Genomic DNA, 16,480 nt, shown 5'->3' with positions numbered 1-16,480 from the left:
ACAACGCTGGTGCGTGCGCGGTCATCAGCACCCGCGGCGGCGCAGCCTCAGTGCATGCTCAGCCGCGTTGCCCAGTCCGCATCCGTGGCCCGGCGGCAGAACTCCAGCGGCGTCATGCTGACCAGGGTTTTAAACTCGCGCAGAAAGTGCGACTGGTCGCTGAAACCCAGCTCCAGCGCCAGGTCGGTGAACGAGCAGCGCACGGGCGCGTGCAGGCGGTTCAGCGCCGCCTGGCAGCGGATAATGCGGCCAAACGCCTTCGGCGTCAGGCCGGTGTCGTGACGAAACAGCCGCTGCAGCGTGCGGCAGGTATAGCCGGTCAGCGCCTCCAGCTGGTCGACGCGCAGGTTGCCCTGCTGCTGCAGCAGGGCGCGCACCGCCGCCGCCGTGGCCGGGGACATTCTGCGCATCAGCCGGGTGGAGAAGTGCTGGTTAAACAGCGCCACCTGCTGGCAGAACTGAGGAGTGCGCAGGATCTGCTCGCAGGCGGCGCGGGCATCCGGCATCACCTCAAACACGTTAAAGGCGTGGTCCGTCAACTCCTCGGCCATCACATCGAGAAAATCTGGCATCACCCCCGGCGCAAAACGCACGCCGAAATAGCGGTGGCCCGCCAGCAGCGCGGCGTTGCGCACGCTCAGCGTAGAGCCGCAGGCGCGCGCCAGCGGCTTGGCGCTGTCGCAGTCGAAGACGATATCCACGCAGCCGTCGGGGATCGCCAGCGTCAGCGCCGCTTCCGGGGCCACTTCAAAGTTGTAGAAGTGTGAAATGGCCGGGTGCCGTGAGGCAATGAGCGCGTAATGCCGGGCCGCATTAAGTACGAACCACGGCTGTTCGGGACAGATCGCGTCAGCATGACGGGTCAGTACGGCGGTCGACATAGGTGCCTCCAGAATTCTGAGAAGAACAGCTGTAATGCAAAGCGGATGCCATCTCACGTAAGGGGCATTCGCTGCCTGATGTCGCAAATATTCAATACAGCGTCACGCTGGCCGGGCTATTGATTAACGCATCAACAGCCAGCAATGAGGTGATAACCATGTCTGCCAGCACCAGAATTGACTTTCTCTATCTCTCCGAGCCGGACATGATCCGCGCCGGTGTCACCGATATGCCCGCCTGCGTCGATACCATGGAAGAGATGTTTGGCCTGCTGTGGCGCGGTGACTATCGCATGGCCGGTGCCAATAACGATTCCCACGGCGCGATGATTATGTTCCCGGAAAACTCGCCGTTCCCCACCATGCCAAAACCGACCCCGGATCGCCGGCTGATGGCGATGCCGGCCTATCTCGGCGGCCGCTTCTGTACCGCTGGCGTGAAGTGGTACGGCTCGAATATCGCCAACCGCGAGAAAGGGCTGCCGCGCTCGATCCTGATGTTCACGCTCAGCGATGCGGATACCGGCGCACCGCTGGCACATATGTCCGCCAACCTGCTCTCTGCCTACCGTACCGGCGCAATACCTGGCGTCGGTGCCCGCCATCTGGCGCGCAAAGACGCCAGGGTGATTGGCCTCTCCGGGCCGGGGGTGATGGGCCGAACCACGGTCTCTGCGTTCCTCGCCGTCTGCCCGCATATCGACACCCTTAAGCTGAAAGGGCGCGGCCAGCAGAACATCGACAACTTTATCTCCTGGCTGGCGGTGACCTGGCCGCAGGTGAAGAACGTGCAGGTGGTCGACAGCTATGAACAGGTGGTACGCGGGTCAGATATCGTCACCTACTGTTGTTCGAATCCTGTGGGTGCCCCCTCGACCTATCCACCGGTGAAACGCGAATGGGTTAAACCCGGCGCGTTTCTGGCGATGCCGTCAGCTTGCACCATTGACGCGGGTATGGAGCAGCCGGACGTGCGCAAGGTACTGGATAATACCGGCCTGTATGAGGCGTGGTTCGATGAGTCCCCGAAACCGGCTCATGTCACCATCCCGATTATCGGCGTGCACTTTATGGATATGGTGGCGGAAGGGCGGCTGCCCGCCGGTCAGCTGGAAGATATCGGCCAGATTGTGCTGGGCGAGGCCCCCGGCCGCCGTAATGACGACGAGATTATCCTGATGTCGGTTGGCGGTATGCCGGTGGAGGATGTTGCCTGGGGCACGGTGCTGTATCGCCGGGCGCTGGAGATGGGTATCGGCGTCAAACTCAACCTGTGGGACACCCCGGCGCTGCGCTGAGGCCATAACCGCTGTGGCGATGGCCTGCGGCACGTTTAATGAATAAGGAATTACGCATGACTCAGATTCTGAAAGTGAAGTCCGGCTCGCCGTTTGAAGAGAAGGCCAGCTATTCACGGCTGGTGGCGGTGGATAACTGGATTTATGTCTCGAATACCGCCGGGCGCAACCCGCAAAGCAGGCTGATCCCGGAGGATATCCGCGAGCAGACGCTGCAGGTGTTTGCCAATATCGAACGGGCGCTGGCCGCCGCCGATGCCAGCCTGGCCGACGTGGTGATGTCGCGGGTGTTTATCCAGAACCCGGAAGATTCGGCGGTGGTGCTGGCGGTGCTGGGTGAGAAATATCGCGGTATTAACCCGGCGACCACCATCACCAGCCCGCCGCTGGGCGCGGCCGAATACAAGGTAGAGATTGAAGTGACCGCTTACCGCGGTGCGGGCAGTGCGGCAGTACAGGAAAAGGTTGTGGGGTAGCGGCTTCATTTCTCACCGATCAATAAGGTCATACTATGGCTCCAGTTATTACGCCGGTGAAGACATCGGCCGGTTTTCCTTCTGCCACCACGGTGGTGATTATCGGCGGTGGCATCGTCGGCCTGACCGCAGCGCTGACGCTGGCCGAACGCAATATTCCGGTGGTGGTGCTGGAAAAAGGCCACCTTGCCGGGGAGCAGTCTTCGCGCAATCTCGGCTGGGTGCGCAAAACCAGCCGGCTGGCGGAGGATATTCCGCTGGCGCTGGCCGCCGATCGCCTGTGGGCGGAGATGAATGAACGTACCGGTAGCGATGTGGGTTATCGTCAGGCGGGGATCATGTTTACCTCACGCAGCGAGGCGCAGCTGGCGGTACATGAGCGCTGGCTGCAGTCGGTGGCGCATCTCGGGCTGGATTCACGTCTGCTCAGCCGTCAGCAGATTAACGGCCTGGTACCCGAGGGGCAGGAGCCGTGGGCCGGCGGGATTTATACGCCGTCCGACGGCCGTGCCGAACCCACGCGTGCCGCCAGCGCCATCGCCAGCGCGGCGATCGCCCGGGGAGCGGTGGTGGTGGAACACTGTGCGGTGCGTGCGCTGGCGCTGTCGGCCGGACGGGTGTCGGGGGTGGTGACCGAGCAGGGTGAAATTCGCTGCGAGCGGGTGCTGCTGGCGGGCGGTGTCTGGTCCCGACGTTTTCTGGGCAACCACGGCGTGTCGCTGGCGACGCTGCCGCTGATCTGCACGGTGATGCGCACCCGGCCGCTGGCCGGGCCGACGGAGATCGCCGTGGGCGCACCTGACTTCTCCTTCCGTAAGCATATCGACGGCGGCTTTATCGTCACCCAGCGCGGTGCGCTGGACGCCGCGCTGACGCTGGATCACCTGCTGCTGGGCAGCCGTTATCTGCCGCAGCTGCGTGCCCAGCGCAGCGCACTGCGTATTTCGCTGGGCAGGCCGTTTATTCGCGATCTGGCGCTGGCCCGCCGCTGGCGGGCCGACCGCCTTTCACCTTTTGAACGGGTGCGTACGCTTGACCCGGCGGCCAATGCCGCACTGAATCAGGAAGCCATAACGAACCTGTGCGCTGCCTGGCCAGTGTTTAAGCAGGCGCAGCTGGCAGAGGCCTGGGCCGGGGTGATTGATGTGACGCCGGATTCAAATCCGTATATCGGCGCGGTGGCAGCGCTGCCGGGGCTGACCGTGGCGACCGGTTTTTCTGGCCACGGCTTCGGCACCTCACCGGCGGCCGGGCAGCTGGCGGCGGATCTGGTGACGGACAGCACCCCGCTGATCGACCCGGCCCCGTACCGCGTCGATCGCTGAAGGAAAACGGGTGAACAAACGCTGGCCTGTGCTGCGCTGCGGCTGACAGCCTGCCTGCACAGGCACAGGCACAGGCACAGGCACAGGCACAGGCACAGGCACAGGCACATGCGCAGGCATAAAGGTTTCAGGGCGGGATATTACTCCGGTCGCCAGATATGAATGGCGTTACGGCCGCTGCGTTTTACGTGGTAAAGCGCGCGGTCGGCGTGGCTCAGCCAGTGTTGCAGCGTTTCGGCTTCGCTGGCGGCGGCGATGCCGATGCTGATCGAACAGTGCAGTTCGGATGCGCCGGGCAGCCGCAGACAACTGATTTGTTCCTGCAGGGTGGTGGCGAGGATCAGCACGCTGGTTTCATCGGCATCACGCACGATCACTCCCAGTTCATCCCCGCCGAAGCGGGCCGGAATATCTGTCGGCCCCACCGAATTACGCAGCAGCGCGGAGATCTCGGCCAGCAGGAAATCCCCGGCGGCGTGCCCCCAGGTGTCGTTCACCTGCTTGAAGTTATCCACGTCCAGCAGCAGCAGCCAGGCGCGGCTCTCTTTACGGCGGCTGCGTAAAAACTCGCTCTGCAGACGGCGGTCAAACAGCCGGCGGTTGGGGATCTCCAGGCTGGGATCCATCAGCGAGATACGTTCCAGTTCGCGGTTTTTACGCCGCAGGCTCAGCGTCAGCTGGTAAGAGACGGCGCTCAGCACCAGTATATAGCCAGCGGCCAGCGGTAGCGTCAGCCAGACGGTGCGGGTGCTGAAGCTACCCTGCCAGTGCATACCGCTGCCGAGCCATGCAAACAGGAACACCAGCAGGAAAGCCTGCACTGCCGGTTTCAGCTGCGGCCAGCCCCCTGCGGCATAGCGATCGGAGGCCAGCACCGCCATCACAATCAGTGACGGCATCGGGCTGAGCGACATCATGCCGACCCACAGCCCGCCAAAAGCGGCATCAAGGGTCAGATTGCGTTTTTCGCTGCCGGTCGGATCCGGCGAGGAGAGCGCCTGACGGTAAGCCAGCCACGGCCAGACAAAGGCGTTGATCGCCAGCAGCAGGTAAAAGGGCGACCCGCGCTGCAGTTCGGTCAGCACCGAGAGAATGGGCATAAAGCACAGAAATGTGCCGAGCTGACGCATGGCAAACATGCGGCGCACGAAACGTGTCGATCGCAGGGCAAGCTGGTTATGGTCAGGTGAATAGTAGTGCATGGTGTCACAACGGATGAGCTGTCGATAGCGCAGTGTATCGGGAAATGTGCCCGCTGCGGATGAATATTTATCACAAACTGGAACAATGATCGGCCCGCTGGTGGGCCGATCGTGATGTTAAGCGTTTAACGCATCAGAAGTTATAGTTTGCGGAGACCGAAACGCTGCGCGGTGCGCCGTAAAGGCCGTAATCGCCGAGATAGGCGTAATACTCTTTGTCGAACAGGTTATTGACGTTGGCCTGTACGGAGAGCTGTTTAGTGACCTGATAGCGGCTGAACAGGTTAACCAGCGCATAGCTGCCCTGCACCAGGTGTTCGCTCCCCGTAGGGCCGGTGACGTCCTGCCAGCTCTGGTTCTGCCAGTTGACGCCGCCGCCGACGGTCAGATCCTGTAGCATCGGTAGACGATAACTGGTGAACAGTTTCGCCGTCGTGCGTGGCAGCTGCGGAGAAACGGCAGCGCCGTTACGTTCTTCGGCGATGTAACGCGATGCGCCGAAGGTCATCTGCCAGTTATCGGTCAGCGCACCGTTGACTTCGAACTCCACGCCGCGGGTAACGGAATCAACGGACTTCCATGCGTATTCGGTCGTACCAGGAACGTAGGCGTAGGTATTCACGCCCAGGTTGTTCTGCTCGGTGCGGAACAGCGACAGGTTGGCCGTCAGGCGGCTGTTGTTCCAGTCGCCTTTGATACCGGTCTCGTAGCTTTTACCCTTCGTCGGTTCCAGATACTTCGCCTCAATGCTGCGGACATTGTTCGGCTGGAAGATGCTGGTATAGCTGGCATAAACCGAGTACGTATCGTTAAGGTCGTAAGTCAGGCCGGCGTAAGGCGCGATCTTGTCGTTCTCTTTGTTGCCGGTGGTGCCGTGTGCCGCCCACTGGGTATAGCGTGCGCCCACCAGCAGCGACAGCGGATCGGCCAGCGAGAAGCGGGCGGCGCTGTACAGTGACTTCTGGCGGATAGTGTCGTCGCTTTCCACCTTCCAGTCAGCGTAGGTGCCTTGCGGAATGCTGCCGTTCCAGTTATTGAAGTCACCAATCAGCACGCCGTCCGATGAGGTGTTAAAGAAGTAGTTGTCCTGTTTGCTGTAGCTGCCGCCGAGCATCAGCTCATGGTTACGTCCGAATAGCTCAAACGGGCCATTAGCGTAAAGATCTACGGAGTCTGTTTTACGCGTACCCTTGTTCCAGCCGTTCAGCGCATAGACACCGGCACCGGTAGATTTATCCGGGAAGCCCCACGGATACATCTGCAGGGTATCAAAGGTGGTTTTACCGTGAGAGCCGTTAACCTGTGCCTGCCAGCCATTATCAAATTTCTGCACCAGGCTGGCGTAGACCTTGTTGGACTCTTTATCACTGTACGCCCAGTCTGAAGCGGTGTTAAAGCTCCGGTCGAAGTGGGTACGGCTACCGTCGCTGTAAAACACCGGCAGTCCGCCCCAGGTCGGGTCGCGGGTTTCGGTTGACTGATAGTCCCAGCCCAGCGTCAGCGTCGTCGAATCGGTGATATCGGCATCCAGTAGCGTGGTCAGGAAACGTTTACGCTTGTGGTAGCGGTCCAGCCAGCTGTCACCTTCTTCATAGCCGCCGATGGCGCGGGCACGTACGCTGCCGGTCTCATTTAACGGTACGCTTACGTCACCGACATAGCGCTGCTTGTCCCAGCTGCCGGTTTCCGCGCTCAGGCTGCCGGTGATGACCTTGCTGTCAGCGTGCTTACGCACCATATTGACCGCGGCCGATGGGTAGCCGGAACCGGTGCTCAGGGCATTAGCACCACGAATCACTTCGACACGGTCGAAGATCGCCGTATCGCCCGCGGTTTCACCAAAATCCCAGATGCTGTCAACGATGGTCGGCACGCCGTCAAACAGGTAGTTATTAATCAGATTGCCGCGCGACCAGAACGAGACGCGCTCGGAGTCGATGCTGTAAGCCGAGACGCCGGTGGTGTTGTTCAGCACGTCGCCGATGGTGGTCAGGTTCTGATCCTGAATGCGCTGTTTGCTGATGATCGAGACCGACTGCGGGATATCGCGCAGCGCCAGCGGCATTTTGGTGCCGATATTGCTGGAGGTCACCGGCACGCTGTAATCGCTGCTCGCCTGGTCGGCCTGGGCCGTGGCTGAGGCTTCAACCGTCAGCGTTTTTTCCTGTTCATTGCTCACGGTAGCGGCAACGGCAGGCTGCAGGGCTGAGAGCACCAGCAGGGCGGCGAAAGAGGGGGTGAACCGGTGTAAACCAGCAGAGGTACGGGATGAAGACACGGTGAAGCCTCGTATTTTATTGGATTTTTTTTACGACACCCTGCACCGCGCGCGCGAAACGCGTTGCCAGATTCACGGGACCTGGCCGTCTGATTATTCCCTCAATAAACCGGTGAGGCGCTCTGGCGGCGCGTTCTGCACCGCAATCACTAACCTGGAATAACAACAAGAATGAGAATTATATGCATTCCGGCAGTGACTATAAACGATTTTTGGAGGATAGCGACAGTAATGATGTCAAAAAGTTCCGGATTTACGGGTGTTATAAAGGTTACCAGGGTGTGACTGCACGTTCTGCCTGAAGGGGAGTTCTGTCGTGGATGCTGAGCAACCATCACGGAGGTAGGGGCTGACGTGAGCCGGATCGCGCAATGTCCCGATGTACAGGGAACCCGACCGGTCTGGCAACGACACCGGCCAGGGAAAACGTGCGCTTTACGCCTGCTAACCTGACCGGTGTCGTCTCAGAACGGGTTAACGCTGCAGGGCCAGCCGGGCGTCATAACCGGCTGACCGAACCGTCAGAAATCCGCTTTCAGCACCACGCGGAAGTTGGCCTTACCGGCGCGTACGTGATCCAGCGCCTCGTTGATTTTTGACATCGGGAAGAACTCCACCTGCGGCGCGATATCGCGGCGTGCCGCCAGCTTCAGCAGCGAGCGCAGCTGCCCCGGCGAGCCGGTAGAGGAACCGGTGATCGCTTTGTCGCCCATAATCAGGTCGAAAGCGCTGACCTGGAACGGCTTCATCACCGCACCGACGGTGTGGAACTTGCCCTTCGGTGCCAGCGCATCGAAGTAGGGTTTCCAGTCGAGATCGACGGCCACGGTGCTCAGCACCAGGTCGAAACGGCCGGCCAGCGCCTTCAGCGCTTCCGGATCGCGGCTGTTGACCACTTCGTCCGCGCCCATATCCAGGATCGACTGCTTTTTGGATGGCGTGGAGCTGAACGCCACCACTTCAGCGCCCAGCGCGTGCAGCAGTTTGATGGCGATATGGCCAAGGCCGCCGATGCCGATCACCGCCACGCGGCTGGTGGCGGTGATGTTGCTCATCAGCAGCGGTTTGAAGACGGTAATGCCGCCGCACAGCAGCGGGCCGGCGCTGGCCGCATCCAGATTCTCCGGCAGCGGGATCACCCACTGCCAGTCGGCGCGCAGCTTCTCGGCGAAGCCACCGTGGTTAAGGATGGTTGGCGTGCTGCCGTTCTCGCAGTTAACCTGCTCACCGTTAATACAGGAGTCGCAGTGCTGGCAGCTTTTCGCCGTCCAGCCGATGCCGACGCGCTGGCCCACTTTCAGCCCCTTGTTCTGCGCCGCGTCGCCCAGCGCGCTGACCCGGCCAATCACCTCGTGTCCGGCGATGGTCGGATACTGCGAAATGCCCCATTCATTGTCGATCATCGACAGATCAGAGTGACAGACGCCGCAGTACTCCACCTCAACTTCAACCTCTTCTGCTGCCAGGGCGCCCGGATCGTACTCCCAGGGTTGCAGTGCCTGACCGGCTTCCAGTGCTGCGTAGCTTTTGATTTTCACTCGTGATACCTCAGATAAACGGTTATTAAGGCGTAAGTTTAGCCGCTTTTAAGCTGATTTCCGGAATTTCACCGCACGTGCTGTTCATCTGGGGGGCTGACCGGGGAAATTTCAGGCAAAAAAAAGAGCCTGACTCAAAGTCAGACCCTTTTTTCTGTTCCTGCGCCGGTTGGTGGCCGGGGGAGGAAATTGCGGCCAGTCCTGTTTGACTATCAACGTGATAATAAACCGGAAATTGCGACCGCAGCTGCTTGCGTCACCTACGGATTAGAAAATAAGCGATTTTATCTCTTTGGTCAAGTTTGTTGGTTGTAAAACAGACAATCCTCTGATGTAATCAAGGCGGTAGGCAATGCGTTGCAGTAGTGACTTAACAGGGGTTAGCGCTTGATTGCTCTAAGATTTCTCCCAGCCAGATACCGGGTGGTGCCGCGTCTGGTATGTCTCCACCTGTTGAGTGCTGCTTGCGTCACCTACAAGACGCAGATTGCGAGGGAAGCCCAAAGATATCAGCGATCTGTAGCGCTCTCCTTAGTAAAAGGAGTGCGCTCAGTGATAACTCTGACAGGCATTTTACTGGTCATGCAGATCCTGCTGGCCGGCGTGCAGATTATCGTTGCCTTCAGGCAGCTGACCGGACGCGTGTAGCAGACGGAACTGGAATCAAGACGGGGCGTCACCACCCCGTCTTTTTTCGTTTACTCGTTAATGCGCGGATGCTGGTCGATCAGGCGCGAACGTTTGGTTTCCAGTTCGGCGATCTGCTCGTTGATATCCTCAATTTTCTGCTCGATGTTGTCGTAGTGCTCGTGCAGGATCTCCTTCGCTTCGGCCATATCCGAGGCGGCAGGGGTGGCACCGCGCAGCGGTTTGTTTGCCGTTTCCTTCATCATCACGCCGGTCACCAGGCCAATCACCGCCACCACCATCAGGTAGTAAGCCGGCATATAGAGGTTGCTGGTGGCTTCCACCAGCCAGGCCGCCAGGGTTGGCGTCAGGCCGGCGATCAGCACTGAGATATTAAAGGCACTGGCCAGCGCGCTGTAGCGGATATGGGTCGGGAACATTGCCGGCAGCGTCGAGGCCATTACCCCGGTGAAGCTGTTGAGGATCACCGCCAGAATCAGCAGGCCGGCGAAAATCAGCCCCATCACGCCGCTGTTAATCAGCATAAAGCAGGGTACTGCCATGACCAGCAGCGCGATACTGCCGATAATCACAAACGGACGACGGCCAAATTTGTCACTCATCAGGCCCATTACCGGCTGCACAAACAGCATGCCCAGCATGATGGCGATGATGATCATCACGCCGTGATCTTCCGAGTAGTGCAGGTTATGCGACAGGTAGCTCGGCATGTAGGTCAGCAGCATGTAGTAGGTGACGTTGGTGGCAATTACCAGCCCCACGCAGGCCAGCAGGCTGCGCCAGTGTTTGGTGGCGATCTCTTTAAACGACACTTTCGGGCCGTCGGCAAGACCTTCGCGGTCACCCTGCTCAAGCTTGTCCACGTGCTGCTGGAAGGCCGGGGTCTCTTCCAGCGCGTGGCGCAGGTAGAGGCCGATAATGCCCAGCGGCAGCGCGACGAAGAACGGAATACGCCAGCCCCAGTCGAGGAACTTCGCTTCCCCGACCACGGTGGAGATCAGCACCACCAGCCCGGCGCCGAGCACGAAGCCGGCAATCGAGCCGAAGTCCAGCCAGCTGCCCATAAAGCCGCGTTTACGGTCCGGGGAGTATTCCGCCACGAAGATTGAGGCACCGGTATATTCGCCGCCCACCGAGAAACCCTGTGCCATTTTACACAGCAGCAGCAGGATCGGTGCCCAGATACCAATCGAGGCGTGGGACGGGATCAGGCCGATACAGAAGGTACTGACCGACATAATGATGATGGTAATCGAGAGGATCTTCTGGCGGCCGTATTTATCACCCAGCGCACCAAAGAACAGACCGCCCAGCGGGCGAATTAAGAATGGCACCGAGAAGGTGGCCAGCGCGGCAATCATCTGCACGCCGGGATCGGCACCGGGGAAAAACACCTGGCCCAGCGCATAGGCAACAAAGCCGTAAACACCAAAGTCGAACCACTCCATGGCATTACCTAACGAGGCGGCGGTAATCGCCTTACGCAGCCTGGCGTCATCAATGATGGTGACGTCTTTTAACCCGATTGGTTTGACACGCTTCCTACGTAATTTCATATAAAGCACCCTGTAATTATCTGTTATTCAAACATAAATTGTCTGTTGTGGTTGGCCTGTTCGGTCTGCCTGTCCACCGGCGAAAACGCCTTTCCACCCAGGTTCCGCAATCAGCTTCGCGGGCATAATGTCCTGCGTGGCAAACTTCGCCATCTTTTAGTATATCGTGGCTTTTGCGGTTCGCCTTATTAGATTCGGAATATTCCTAGCCATGACAGTGAATTACGCTGTTTTTTGGCCAGCTGACCCTCAGCATATCTGACGATAGTGGGGTATTTTTTAGGATTTACTCAGTGAATTGATAAGTCCTGCTTACCTATTGTTAATTGCAGATATAACAGAGGGTTATTTAATCAGACGGCTTGATCCCTTGAAAACGATCGGTAATACTCTTGCCGCGCTTTTGGGGGAGAGTGAATGGATAATAAAAAACAGATAGCTTTCCAGAATCACTGGCTGAATATGCAGCACAGTATTGAAGAAAATTTAACGTATTCACACCGGCAGCCAGAAAACGCGCCGATGCGGGTCGGCAAAGCGGTGCCAGCGCCGCAGGAGGGTTATGTGCTGCCCAGCGACGAACTGATGCCGACGCTGGCGCGCATTAACCAGCGTATGGCGGCGCGACAGCGGGCTGGCGGCGCGGAGTCGCCACCGGCGGCACTGGTGGCCGAGGACGCGGTGGATGTTGCCCTGCGCGCGGTCGACAAACGCCGCCGTTAACGCGGCTTTAACAGCTCGCCGGGCTGCTGTAGCCACTGCATCAGCGCCTCGCTGTTCATCGGGCGGGCGTAATAGTAGCCCTGAATAAAGGCCACGCCGTGCTGCTGCAGATAGCGCAGCTGGGTTTCATCCTCCACTCCTTCGGCCACCACCTGCAGCTGCAGGCCGTGCGCCATCCGGATGATGGCGTCAAGGATTGGCGTGTTGGCATCGGCAGCATCAATCGCGCTGACAAAGCCGCGGTCAATCTTCAGGTAGTCGAGCGGGAAGGTGTGCAGGTAGGCCATTGAGCTGTGGCCGGTACCAAAGTCATCAATCGCGATACGAATACCCTCACTGCGCAGCTGCGCCAGCTTTAGCGCCACGGCTGTGCCATCCTCAATCAGGCTGCGCTCGGTCAGTTCAAGGGTAATCGAGGGCTGCATTCGGGCAACGCCGGCGGCAAAGCGCCGGATATCCGCGATAAACTCCGGGTGCTGCAGATGTTCCGCCGCCACGTTGACCCCAAGATGAAAACCGGGTGCCACCCGCCAGTGGGCACTCTCTGCCACAATACTGTCCAGCAGGTAGCGGGTTAACGGGATAATCAGGCCTTCGGCTTCCGCCGCCGCGATAAAGATATCCGGCCGCACCCAACTGCCGTCTTTACGCTGCCAGCGCATCAGCGCTTCGACCCCGCCCGGCTCGCCGCTGTTAAGGTTGCCCACCGGCTGATAGACCACGCTGAATTCGCGGCGTTTAAGCCCCTGGTAGATCTCATCACCAAATGAATGTCTGCGCTGCAGCCAGCTGCGGGTCAGGGTGACGGCCAGCAGCGAGAAGATCACCGCCATCGGCAGGAAGGTGAGCAGCGCCTGATACCAGTTCTTCAGCAGTTGCTCGGGTGGGGCGCTCAGGCTGATGCCGATCGGATAGCGTTGCGAGCTGGCATTCAGCGTGTGGACGGCCCAGCCCTGCGGCCTGTCCCGGCGATCGTCGCTGACGATGCGATACCCGTCACCAAACTGCAGGGCGATGCGGTAGTTACGGCTGTCCCCCGCCGCGCGCATAACGTCGATCAGATACTGGCCGTCAACCAGCGCATAGGTGCCAAAGGCATCCGGGGTTTCACGCATAAACAGCACCGCCGGCCGGTCGAGCACCCCGGCGGTTCCCGCCAGCGACAGGGTCCACCACGCCTTATGCAGGGCGGGAAGCGGGCGGCGGATCATCCGTTCCAGCGTACTGGGCAGCTCGCCGTAGGCTGATGAACAGTAGATCTCGTCATTCTGGGTCAGGCCGATCGAGCGGAAATAGGGGTAGAGGGTACCGAACTGCTGCAACGTGGATTTAACCTCCGGGCAGTCGCGGGTGCTGAACTGGCGCAGCCGGTCATTCATCGTCCAGGCCTGGTCGCTGATGTGATCGGCCTGGGTCAGCAACATGGTGGCGGTGATCTCCAGCTGGCGCTTAACGATCTGCCTGGCCTCGATAAAGGTAAAAACCAGGCACAGCAGCAGCGGCAACTGCCCGGCGAACAACAGGCAGAGTATGCTCTTACTGGATTTGATTGATCGGTGCAAGCGGTTCCCCTGTGAGCGCCGAGGGCGCAGTCTGTCATGACCGGTGGCAATACCTGCGGCTATGGTAGCAGGGAAACTTTATGCTGTGGCTGCGGCGGCAGAAAAAACGCCGCCGCCGGTGCTCAGGACGGCCGACCGTTGCCCAGCAGGATCGCCAGCTTGCCGCCGCCCGGGGTGGTCTCCATCAGAATTTTACAGACGCTGGTCAGCGGTACCGACAGCAGCATGCCCACCGGCCCCAGCAGCCAGCCCCAGAAAATCAGCGACAGAAACACCACCAGGCTCGACAGCCCCAGCCCGCGGCCCATCACCCGCGGTTCCAGGAAATTACCCAGTACCAGGTGGATCAGAATAAACAGCGTGGCCACCAGCCCGGCCTCCAGCGGCGTATTCAGCAGCAGCGCCTGCAGTACCGGAGGAATGCCGGCGATCACCGGGCCGATATTCGGAATGTAGTTAAGCAGAAAGGCGATTGCCCCCCACAGCAGCGCGAACTTCACGTCGAGAGCCAGCAGCGTCAGCCAGACGGCCACCCCGGTCAGCAGGCCGATCAGGGTCTTCAGCGCCAGGTAGTGGGTAACGCCCTTCAGCGCCCGGTGCAGCCCGGCGATGCGGATCTGGGGATTAACCAGCGCATTGCGCAGTTTGTAAGGCAGGTGATGCACTTCAAACAGCATAAACACCACCGTCATCATCACCAGCACGATGCGGGTCATTGCACCGGAAATCTGGCTGAACAGGGTGGTGGCAAAGGCCATCAGCGCGTTAGGATCCAGCCGCCGCGCCAGATATTCGCTGGAGATATTGATATGGAAGCGCGCGGCAAAGTGCTGCACCACCGCCAGCTTCTGCTCCGCCTGCGCCTGCAGCAGCGGGTAGACCTCGCTGAACTCATCGGCAGAGCTGGCGATCATGCCGCCGAGCAGCAGCAGCACGCACATCATCACCAGCATCACCAGCCCGATCGCCATGCCGCGCCGAACGCCGCGGCGCATCAGCGTGGTGACCAACGGGTTGAGGACGATGGCTAAGAACAGCGCCAGCAGAAAGGGGACGACCACCTCAGACGCCAGCCGGACGCCGGCCAGGATCACCACCAGCGTGGCCAGCTTCAGCAGTATGTTCTGGCCGATCTTCTCCTGCGGATTTGCACTCATTATCGTTCCCTGTCGCTGTCGGTGCTCGGTAAGAGCCTGTCCCATCGGGCTGAATGTCTTCGACAATGGCGCCCGACGGGAGAAACTCTAATTGTAGCGACTGCACCGGGAACCGGACGCTTTTCAGAACCTTCGCGATTCTGCCGCCGCCCGCCGCTGCATTAACGCCAGCGCGCTCAGCATCAGTCCCAGCCCGCTGACGATGGCAACTGTTGCCATCGCCATTCCCTGGCCCACCGATCCCTGCTCGAACTGCCGCCAGATAAACACCGAGACGGTCTGGGTGCCGGCCGGGGCCAGCAGCAGCGAGGTCACCAGCTCGCGCGAGGCGATGGCAAACACCATCAGCATCGACGCCAGCAGGCTGGGAAACACCAGCGGCAGTACCACGTGGCGCAGCGCCAGCCAGACGCTGGCGCCGTGTACCCTCGCCGCCGGCTCCAGGTTGCCGCCGAGCTGGCGCAGCGCGCTGCCGACGTAGCGTACCGGCCACGGCAGCAGCAGGCAGCAGTAGGAGAGCAGCAGGATCCCCCAGCTGTTATAGGGGGTTACCGGCCAGAACGGCTGGTTCCACAGCAGGATCAGCCCGACGCCGACCACGATGCCCGGCAGCGAGGCGGGCAGCAGCGACAGCCCGTCAATCCACACCGCGCCGCGAATGCGCTGCATCACCACCAGCCAGGCCGCGAGGAAGCCGAGCAGCCCGGCGATCAGCGATGAGGCCAGCGCCAGCCCGAGGCTGGTGGAGAGCGCGCCGAGCGCATCGCCATGCAGGGCGAACAGCGCGGCGAAGTGGCGCAGCGTCAGATTGCTCCATTGCAGGCCGCCGGAGAGGGTGGAGAGCAGCGCGCTGAGCAGCATGCTGCCGGCCGGCAGCGCCACGACCAGCAGCGCCACCAGCGTAAACAGTACCAGCGCCGGGCCGCGCCACACGCCCAGCCCGCTGCTGCTGACGTCGGCCGGTTTACCGGTAATGCTGGTGACTTCTTTATTACCGACCAGCTTACGTTGCAGGGCAAAGGCGGCCAGCGCCACCGCCACCAGCAGTACGGAGAGCAGCGAAGAGCCGGGCAGGTCGATCGGCCAGTCGGCCAGCCGCTGTTCGATGCCGGTGGTCAGCATCACCACTCCGGCGCGGGAACCGAGCGCGGCGGGCACGCCGTACTCTTCAATCGCCAGGGTAAAGGCCAGCAGCACTCCGGCGGCCAGCGCCGGCAGCAGCATCGGCAGCGTCACGTGGCGGAAGGCGCGTAGCGGCGTGGCGCCGTGCACCCGGGCGACGGTGGCCAGCCGTTGCCCGCTGGCCAGCAGGCTGCGCGAGACGGCAAAGTAGACCACCGGGAAGATATTCAGCGTCATCACCAGCGCAATGCCGGTGCGGCTGAACAGCAGATCGTTGAGGTCCGGGCCGCCCAGCTGCATCAGGTAGCCGTTATGCTGCAGCGCCAGCGTCCAGCTCAGCGCGGCGATGTAGGGTGGGGTGAAGAACGGCACCAGCATCAGCAGATCCCAGGTACGCGCCAGCGGCAGCGTAAACAGGCCGCGCAGGATGCCGAGCGGCACGCCGAGCAGCGCGCTGAACAGCGCCACGCTCAGGCCAACGCTGAGCGTACCGCCGAGCAGCGCCGGCAGTTCGGGATCGCTAAGCAGCGCCGGAAGGGCGCTGAAGGCGCCGTCCAGCGAGCCTGCGGAGAGATGCGGGAAGATGGCCTGCAGCAGAATAAACAGCAGCGGCAGGGCGACCAGCAGCACCAGCAGCGCCACGGTCAGTAGCGGAAGTAAACGAGGTTTCACCGGTAAGCGTCCTGAAAGGCGGGGTGGCGCGGCTGCGCCACC

Annotated in this window: 12 protein-coding genes; 4 read left to right on the top strand and 8 right to left on the bottom strand. The window is 60.8% G+C overall.

Features of this window, described 5'->3' with window-relative positions; all coding sequences use genetic code 11:
• Nucleotides 1-47 precede the first annotated feature (47 nt).
• Nucleotides 48-881 (bottom strand): AraC family transcriptional regulator, encoded by an 834-nt coding sequence (locus ASF13_RS03680; RefSeq protein ID WP_056232728.1) that lies wholly within the window; start codon nt 879-881, stop codon nt 48-50.
• A 158-nt stretch (nt 882-1,039) separates the two neighbouring features.
• Here ASF13_RS03680 and ASF13_RS03675 point away from each other — a divergent pair, with 158 nt between their 5' ends.
• From ASF13_RS03675 to ASF13_RS03665, 3 genes are read left to right on the top strand one after another with little or no spacing between them, the layout of a single operon-like run.
• Complete coding sequence (locus ASF13_RS03675) at nt 1,040-2,179, top strand: tyramine oxidase subunit B (protein WP_056232726.1); 1,140 nt, start codon at nt 1,040-1,042, stop codon at nt 2,177-2,179.
• A 56-nt stretch (nt 2,180-2,235) separates the two neighbouring features.
• A complete protein-coding gene (locus ASF13_RS03670; protein ID WP_056232724.1) occupies nt 2,236-2,655 on the top strand; it encodes a Rid family hydrolase in 420 nt (139 codons plus the stop codon).
• A 35-nt stretch (nt 2,656-2,690) separates the two neighbouring features.
• Nucleotides 2,691-3,980, top strand: a complete 1,290-nt coding sequence (locus tag ASF13_RS03665) for an FAD-binding oxidoreductase (RefSeq protein ID WP_056232722.1) — start codon at nt 2,691-2,693, stop codon at nt 3,978-3,980.
• A gap of 140 nt (nt 3,981-4,120) precedes the next feature.
• On the opposite strand, the gene ASF13_RS03660 is transcribed toward ASF13_RS03665, so the two are convergent.
• From ASF13_RS03660 to proP, 4 genes are all read right to left on the bottom strand, one after another.
• Nucleotides 4,121-5,182 (bottom strand): diguanylate cyclase, encoded by a 1,062-nt coding sequence (locus ASF13_RS03660; protein ID WP_056232720.1) that lies wholly within the window; start codon nt 5,180-5,182, stop codon nt 4,121-4,123.
• A gap of 133 nt (nt 5,183-5,315) precedes the next feature.
• The gene (gene fhuE / locus ASF13_RS03655; protein ID WP_056232718.1) at nt 5,316-7,460 is read right to left on the bottom strand and encodes a ferric-rhodotorulic acid/ferric-coprogen receptor FhuE; all 2,145 of its coding nucleotides are present in this window, start codon (nt 7,458-7,460) and stop codon (nt 5,316-5,318) included.
• 521 nt (nt 7,461-7,981) lie between these two features.
• A complete protein-coding gene (locus tag ASF13_RS03650; protein WP_056232716.1) occupies nt 7,982-8,998 on the bottom strand; it encodes an NAD(P)-dependent alcohol dehydrogenase in 1,017 nt (338 codons plus the stop codon).
• A 698-nt stretch (nt 8,999-9,696) separates the two neighbouring features.
• Nucleotides 9,697-11,202, bottom strand: coding sequence for a glycine betaine/L-proline transporter ProP (gene proP / locus ASF13_RS03645; RefSeq protein WP_056232714.1), 1,506 nt, complete (start codon nt 11,200-11,202; stop codon nt 9,697-9,699).
• Between the two features lie 417 nt (nt 11,203-11,619).
• Between proP and ASF13_RS03640 the strand changes: the two genes are divergently transcribed.
• The gene (locus ASF13_RS03640; RefSeq protein ID WP_056232712.1) at nt 11,620-11,925 is read left to right on the top strand and encodes a hypothetical protein; all 306 of its coding nucleotides are present in this window, start codon (nt 11,620-11,622) and stop codon (nt 11,923-11,925) included.
• Here the strand turns inward: ASF13_RS03640 and ASF13_RS03635 are convergent.
• From ASF13_RS03635 to ASF13_RS03625, 3 genes are all read right to left on the bottom strand, one after another.
• The gene (locus tag ASF13_RS03635) at nt 11,922-13,487 is read right to left on the bottom strand and encodes an EAL domain-containing protein (protein WP_056232710.1); all 1,566 of its coding nucleotides are present in this window, start codon (nt 13,485-13,487) and stop codon (nt 11,922-11,924) included. The genes ASF13_RS03640 and ASF13_RS03635 overlap by 4 nt on opposite strands.
• Nucleotides 13,488-13,609: 122 nt before the next feature.
• Nucleotides 13,610-14,644 carry an AI-2E family transporter gene (locus ASF13_RS03630; protein ID WP_056232708.1) on the bottom strand — a complete coding sequence of 345 codons (1,035 nt, stop codon included), beginning with the start codon at nt 14,642-14,644 and terminating at the stop codon, nt 13,610-13,612.
• A 123-nt stretch (nt 14,645-14,767) separates the two neighbouring features.
• The gene (locus ASF13_RS03625) at nt 14,768-16,438 is read right to left on the bottom strand and encodes an iron ABC transporter permease (protein WP_056232705.1); all 1,671 of its coding nucleotides are present in this window, start codon (nt 16,436-16,438) and stop codon (nt 14,768-14,770) included.
• Nucleotides 16,439-16,480 lie beyond the last annotated feature (42 nt).

It is taken from the genome of Erwinia sp. Leaf53 (assembly GCF_001422605.1).
Classification (GTDB): Bacteria; Pseudomonadota; Gammaproteobacteria; order Enterobacterales; family Enterobacteriaceae; genus Erwinia.
The sequence above is the reverse complement of the archived record's forward strand: the minus strand, read 5'-3'. Positions and strand labels throughout refer to the sequence as shown.

What these genes read in the sequence shown, in the direction of transcription:
- ASF13_RS03680 (WP_056232728.1), bottom strand. Translation starts at nt 881, where the DNA reads ATGTCGACCGCCGTACTGACCCGTCATGCTGACGCGATCTGTCCCGAA.
- ASF13_RS03675 (WP_056232726.1), top strand. Translation starts at nt 1,040, where the DNA reads ATGTCTGCCAGCACCAGAATTGACTTTCTCTATCTCTCCGAGCCGGAC.
- ASF13_RS03670 (WP_056232724.1), top strand. Translation starts at nt 2,236, where the DNA reads ATGACTCAGATTCTGAAAGTGAAGTCCGGCTCGCCGTTTGAAGAGAAG.
- ASF13_RS03665 (WP_056232722.1), top strand. Translation starts at nt 2,691, where the DNA reads ATGGCTCCAGTTATTACGCCGGTGAAGACATCGGCCGGTTTTCCTTCT.
- ASF13_RS03660 (WP_056232720.1), bottom strand. Translation starts at nt 5,182, where the DNA reads ATGCACTACTATTCACCTGACCATAACCAGCTTGCCCTGCGATCGACA.
- proP (WP_056232714.1), bottom strand. Translation starts at nt 11,202, where the DNA reads ATGAAATTACGTAGGAAGCGTGTCAAACCAATCGGGTTAAAAGACGTC.
- ASF13_RS03640 (WP_056232712.1), top strand. Translation starts at nt 11,620, where the DNA reads ATGGATAATAAAAAACAGATAGCTTTCCAGAATCACTGGCTGAATATG.
- ASF13_RS03630 (WP_056232708.1), bottom strand. Translation starts at nt 14,644, where the DNA reads ATGAGTGCAAATCCGCAGGAGAAGATCGGCCAGAACATACTGCTGAAG.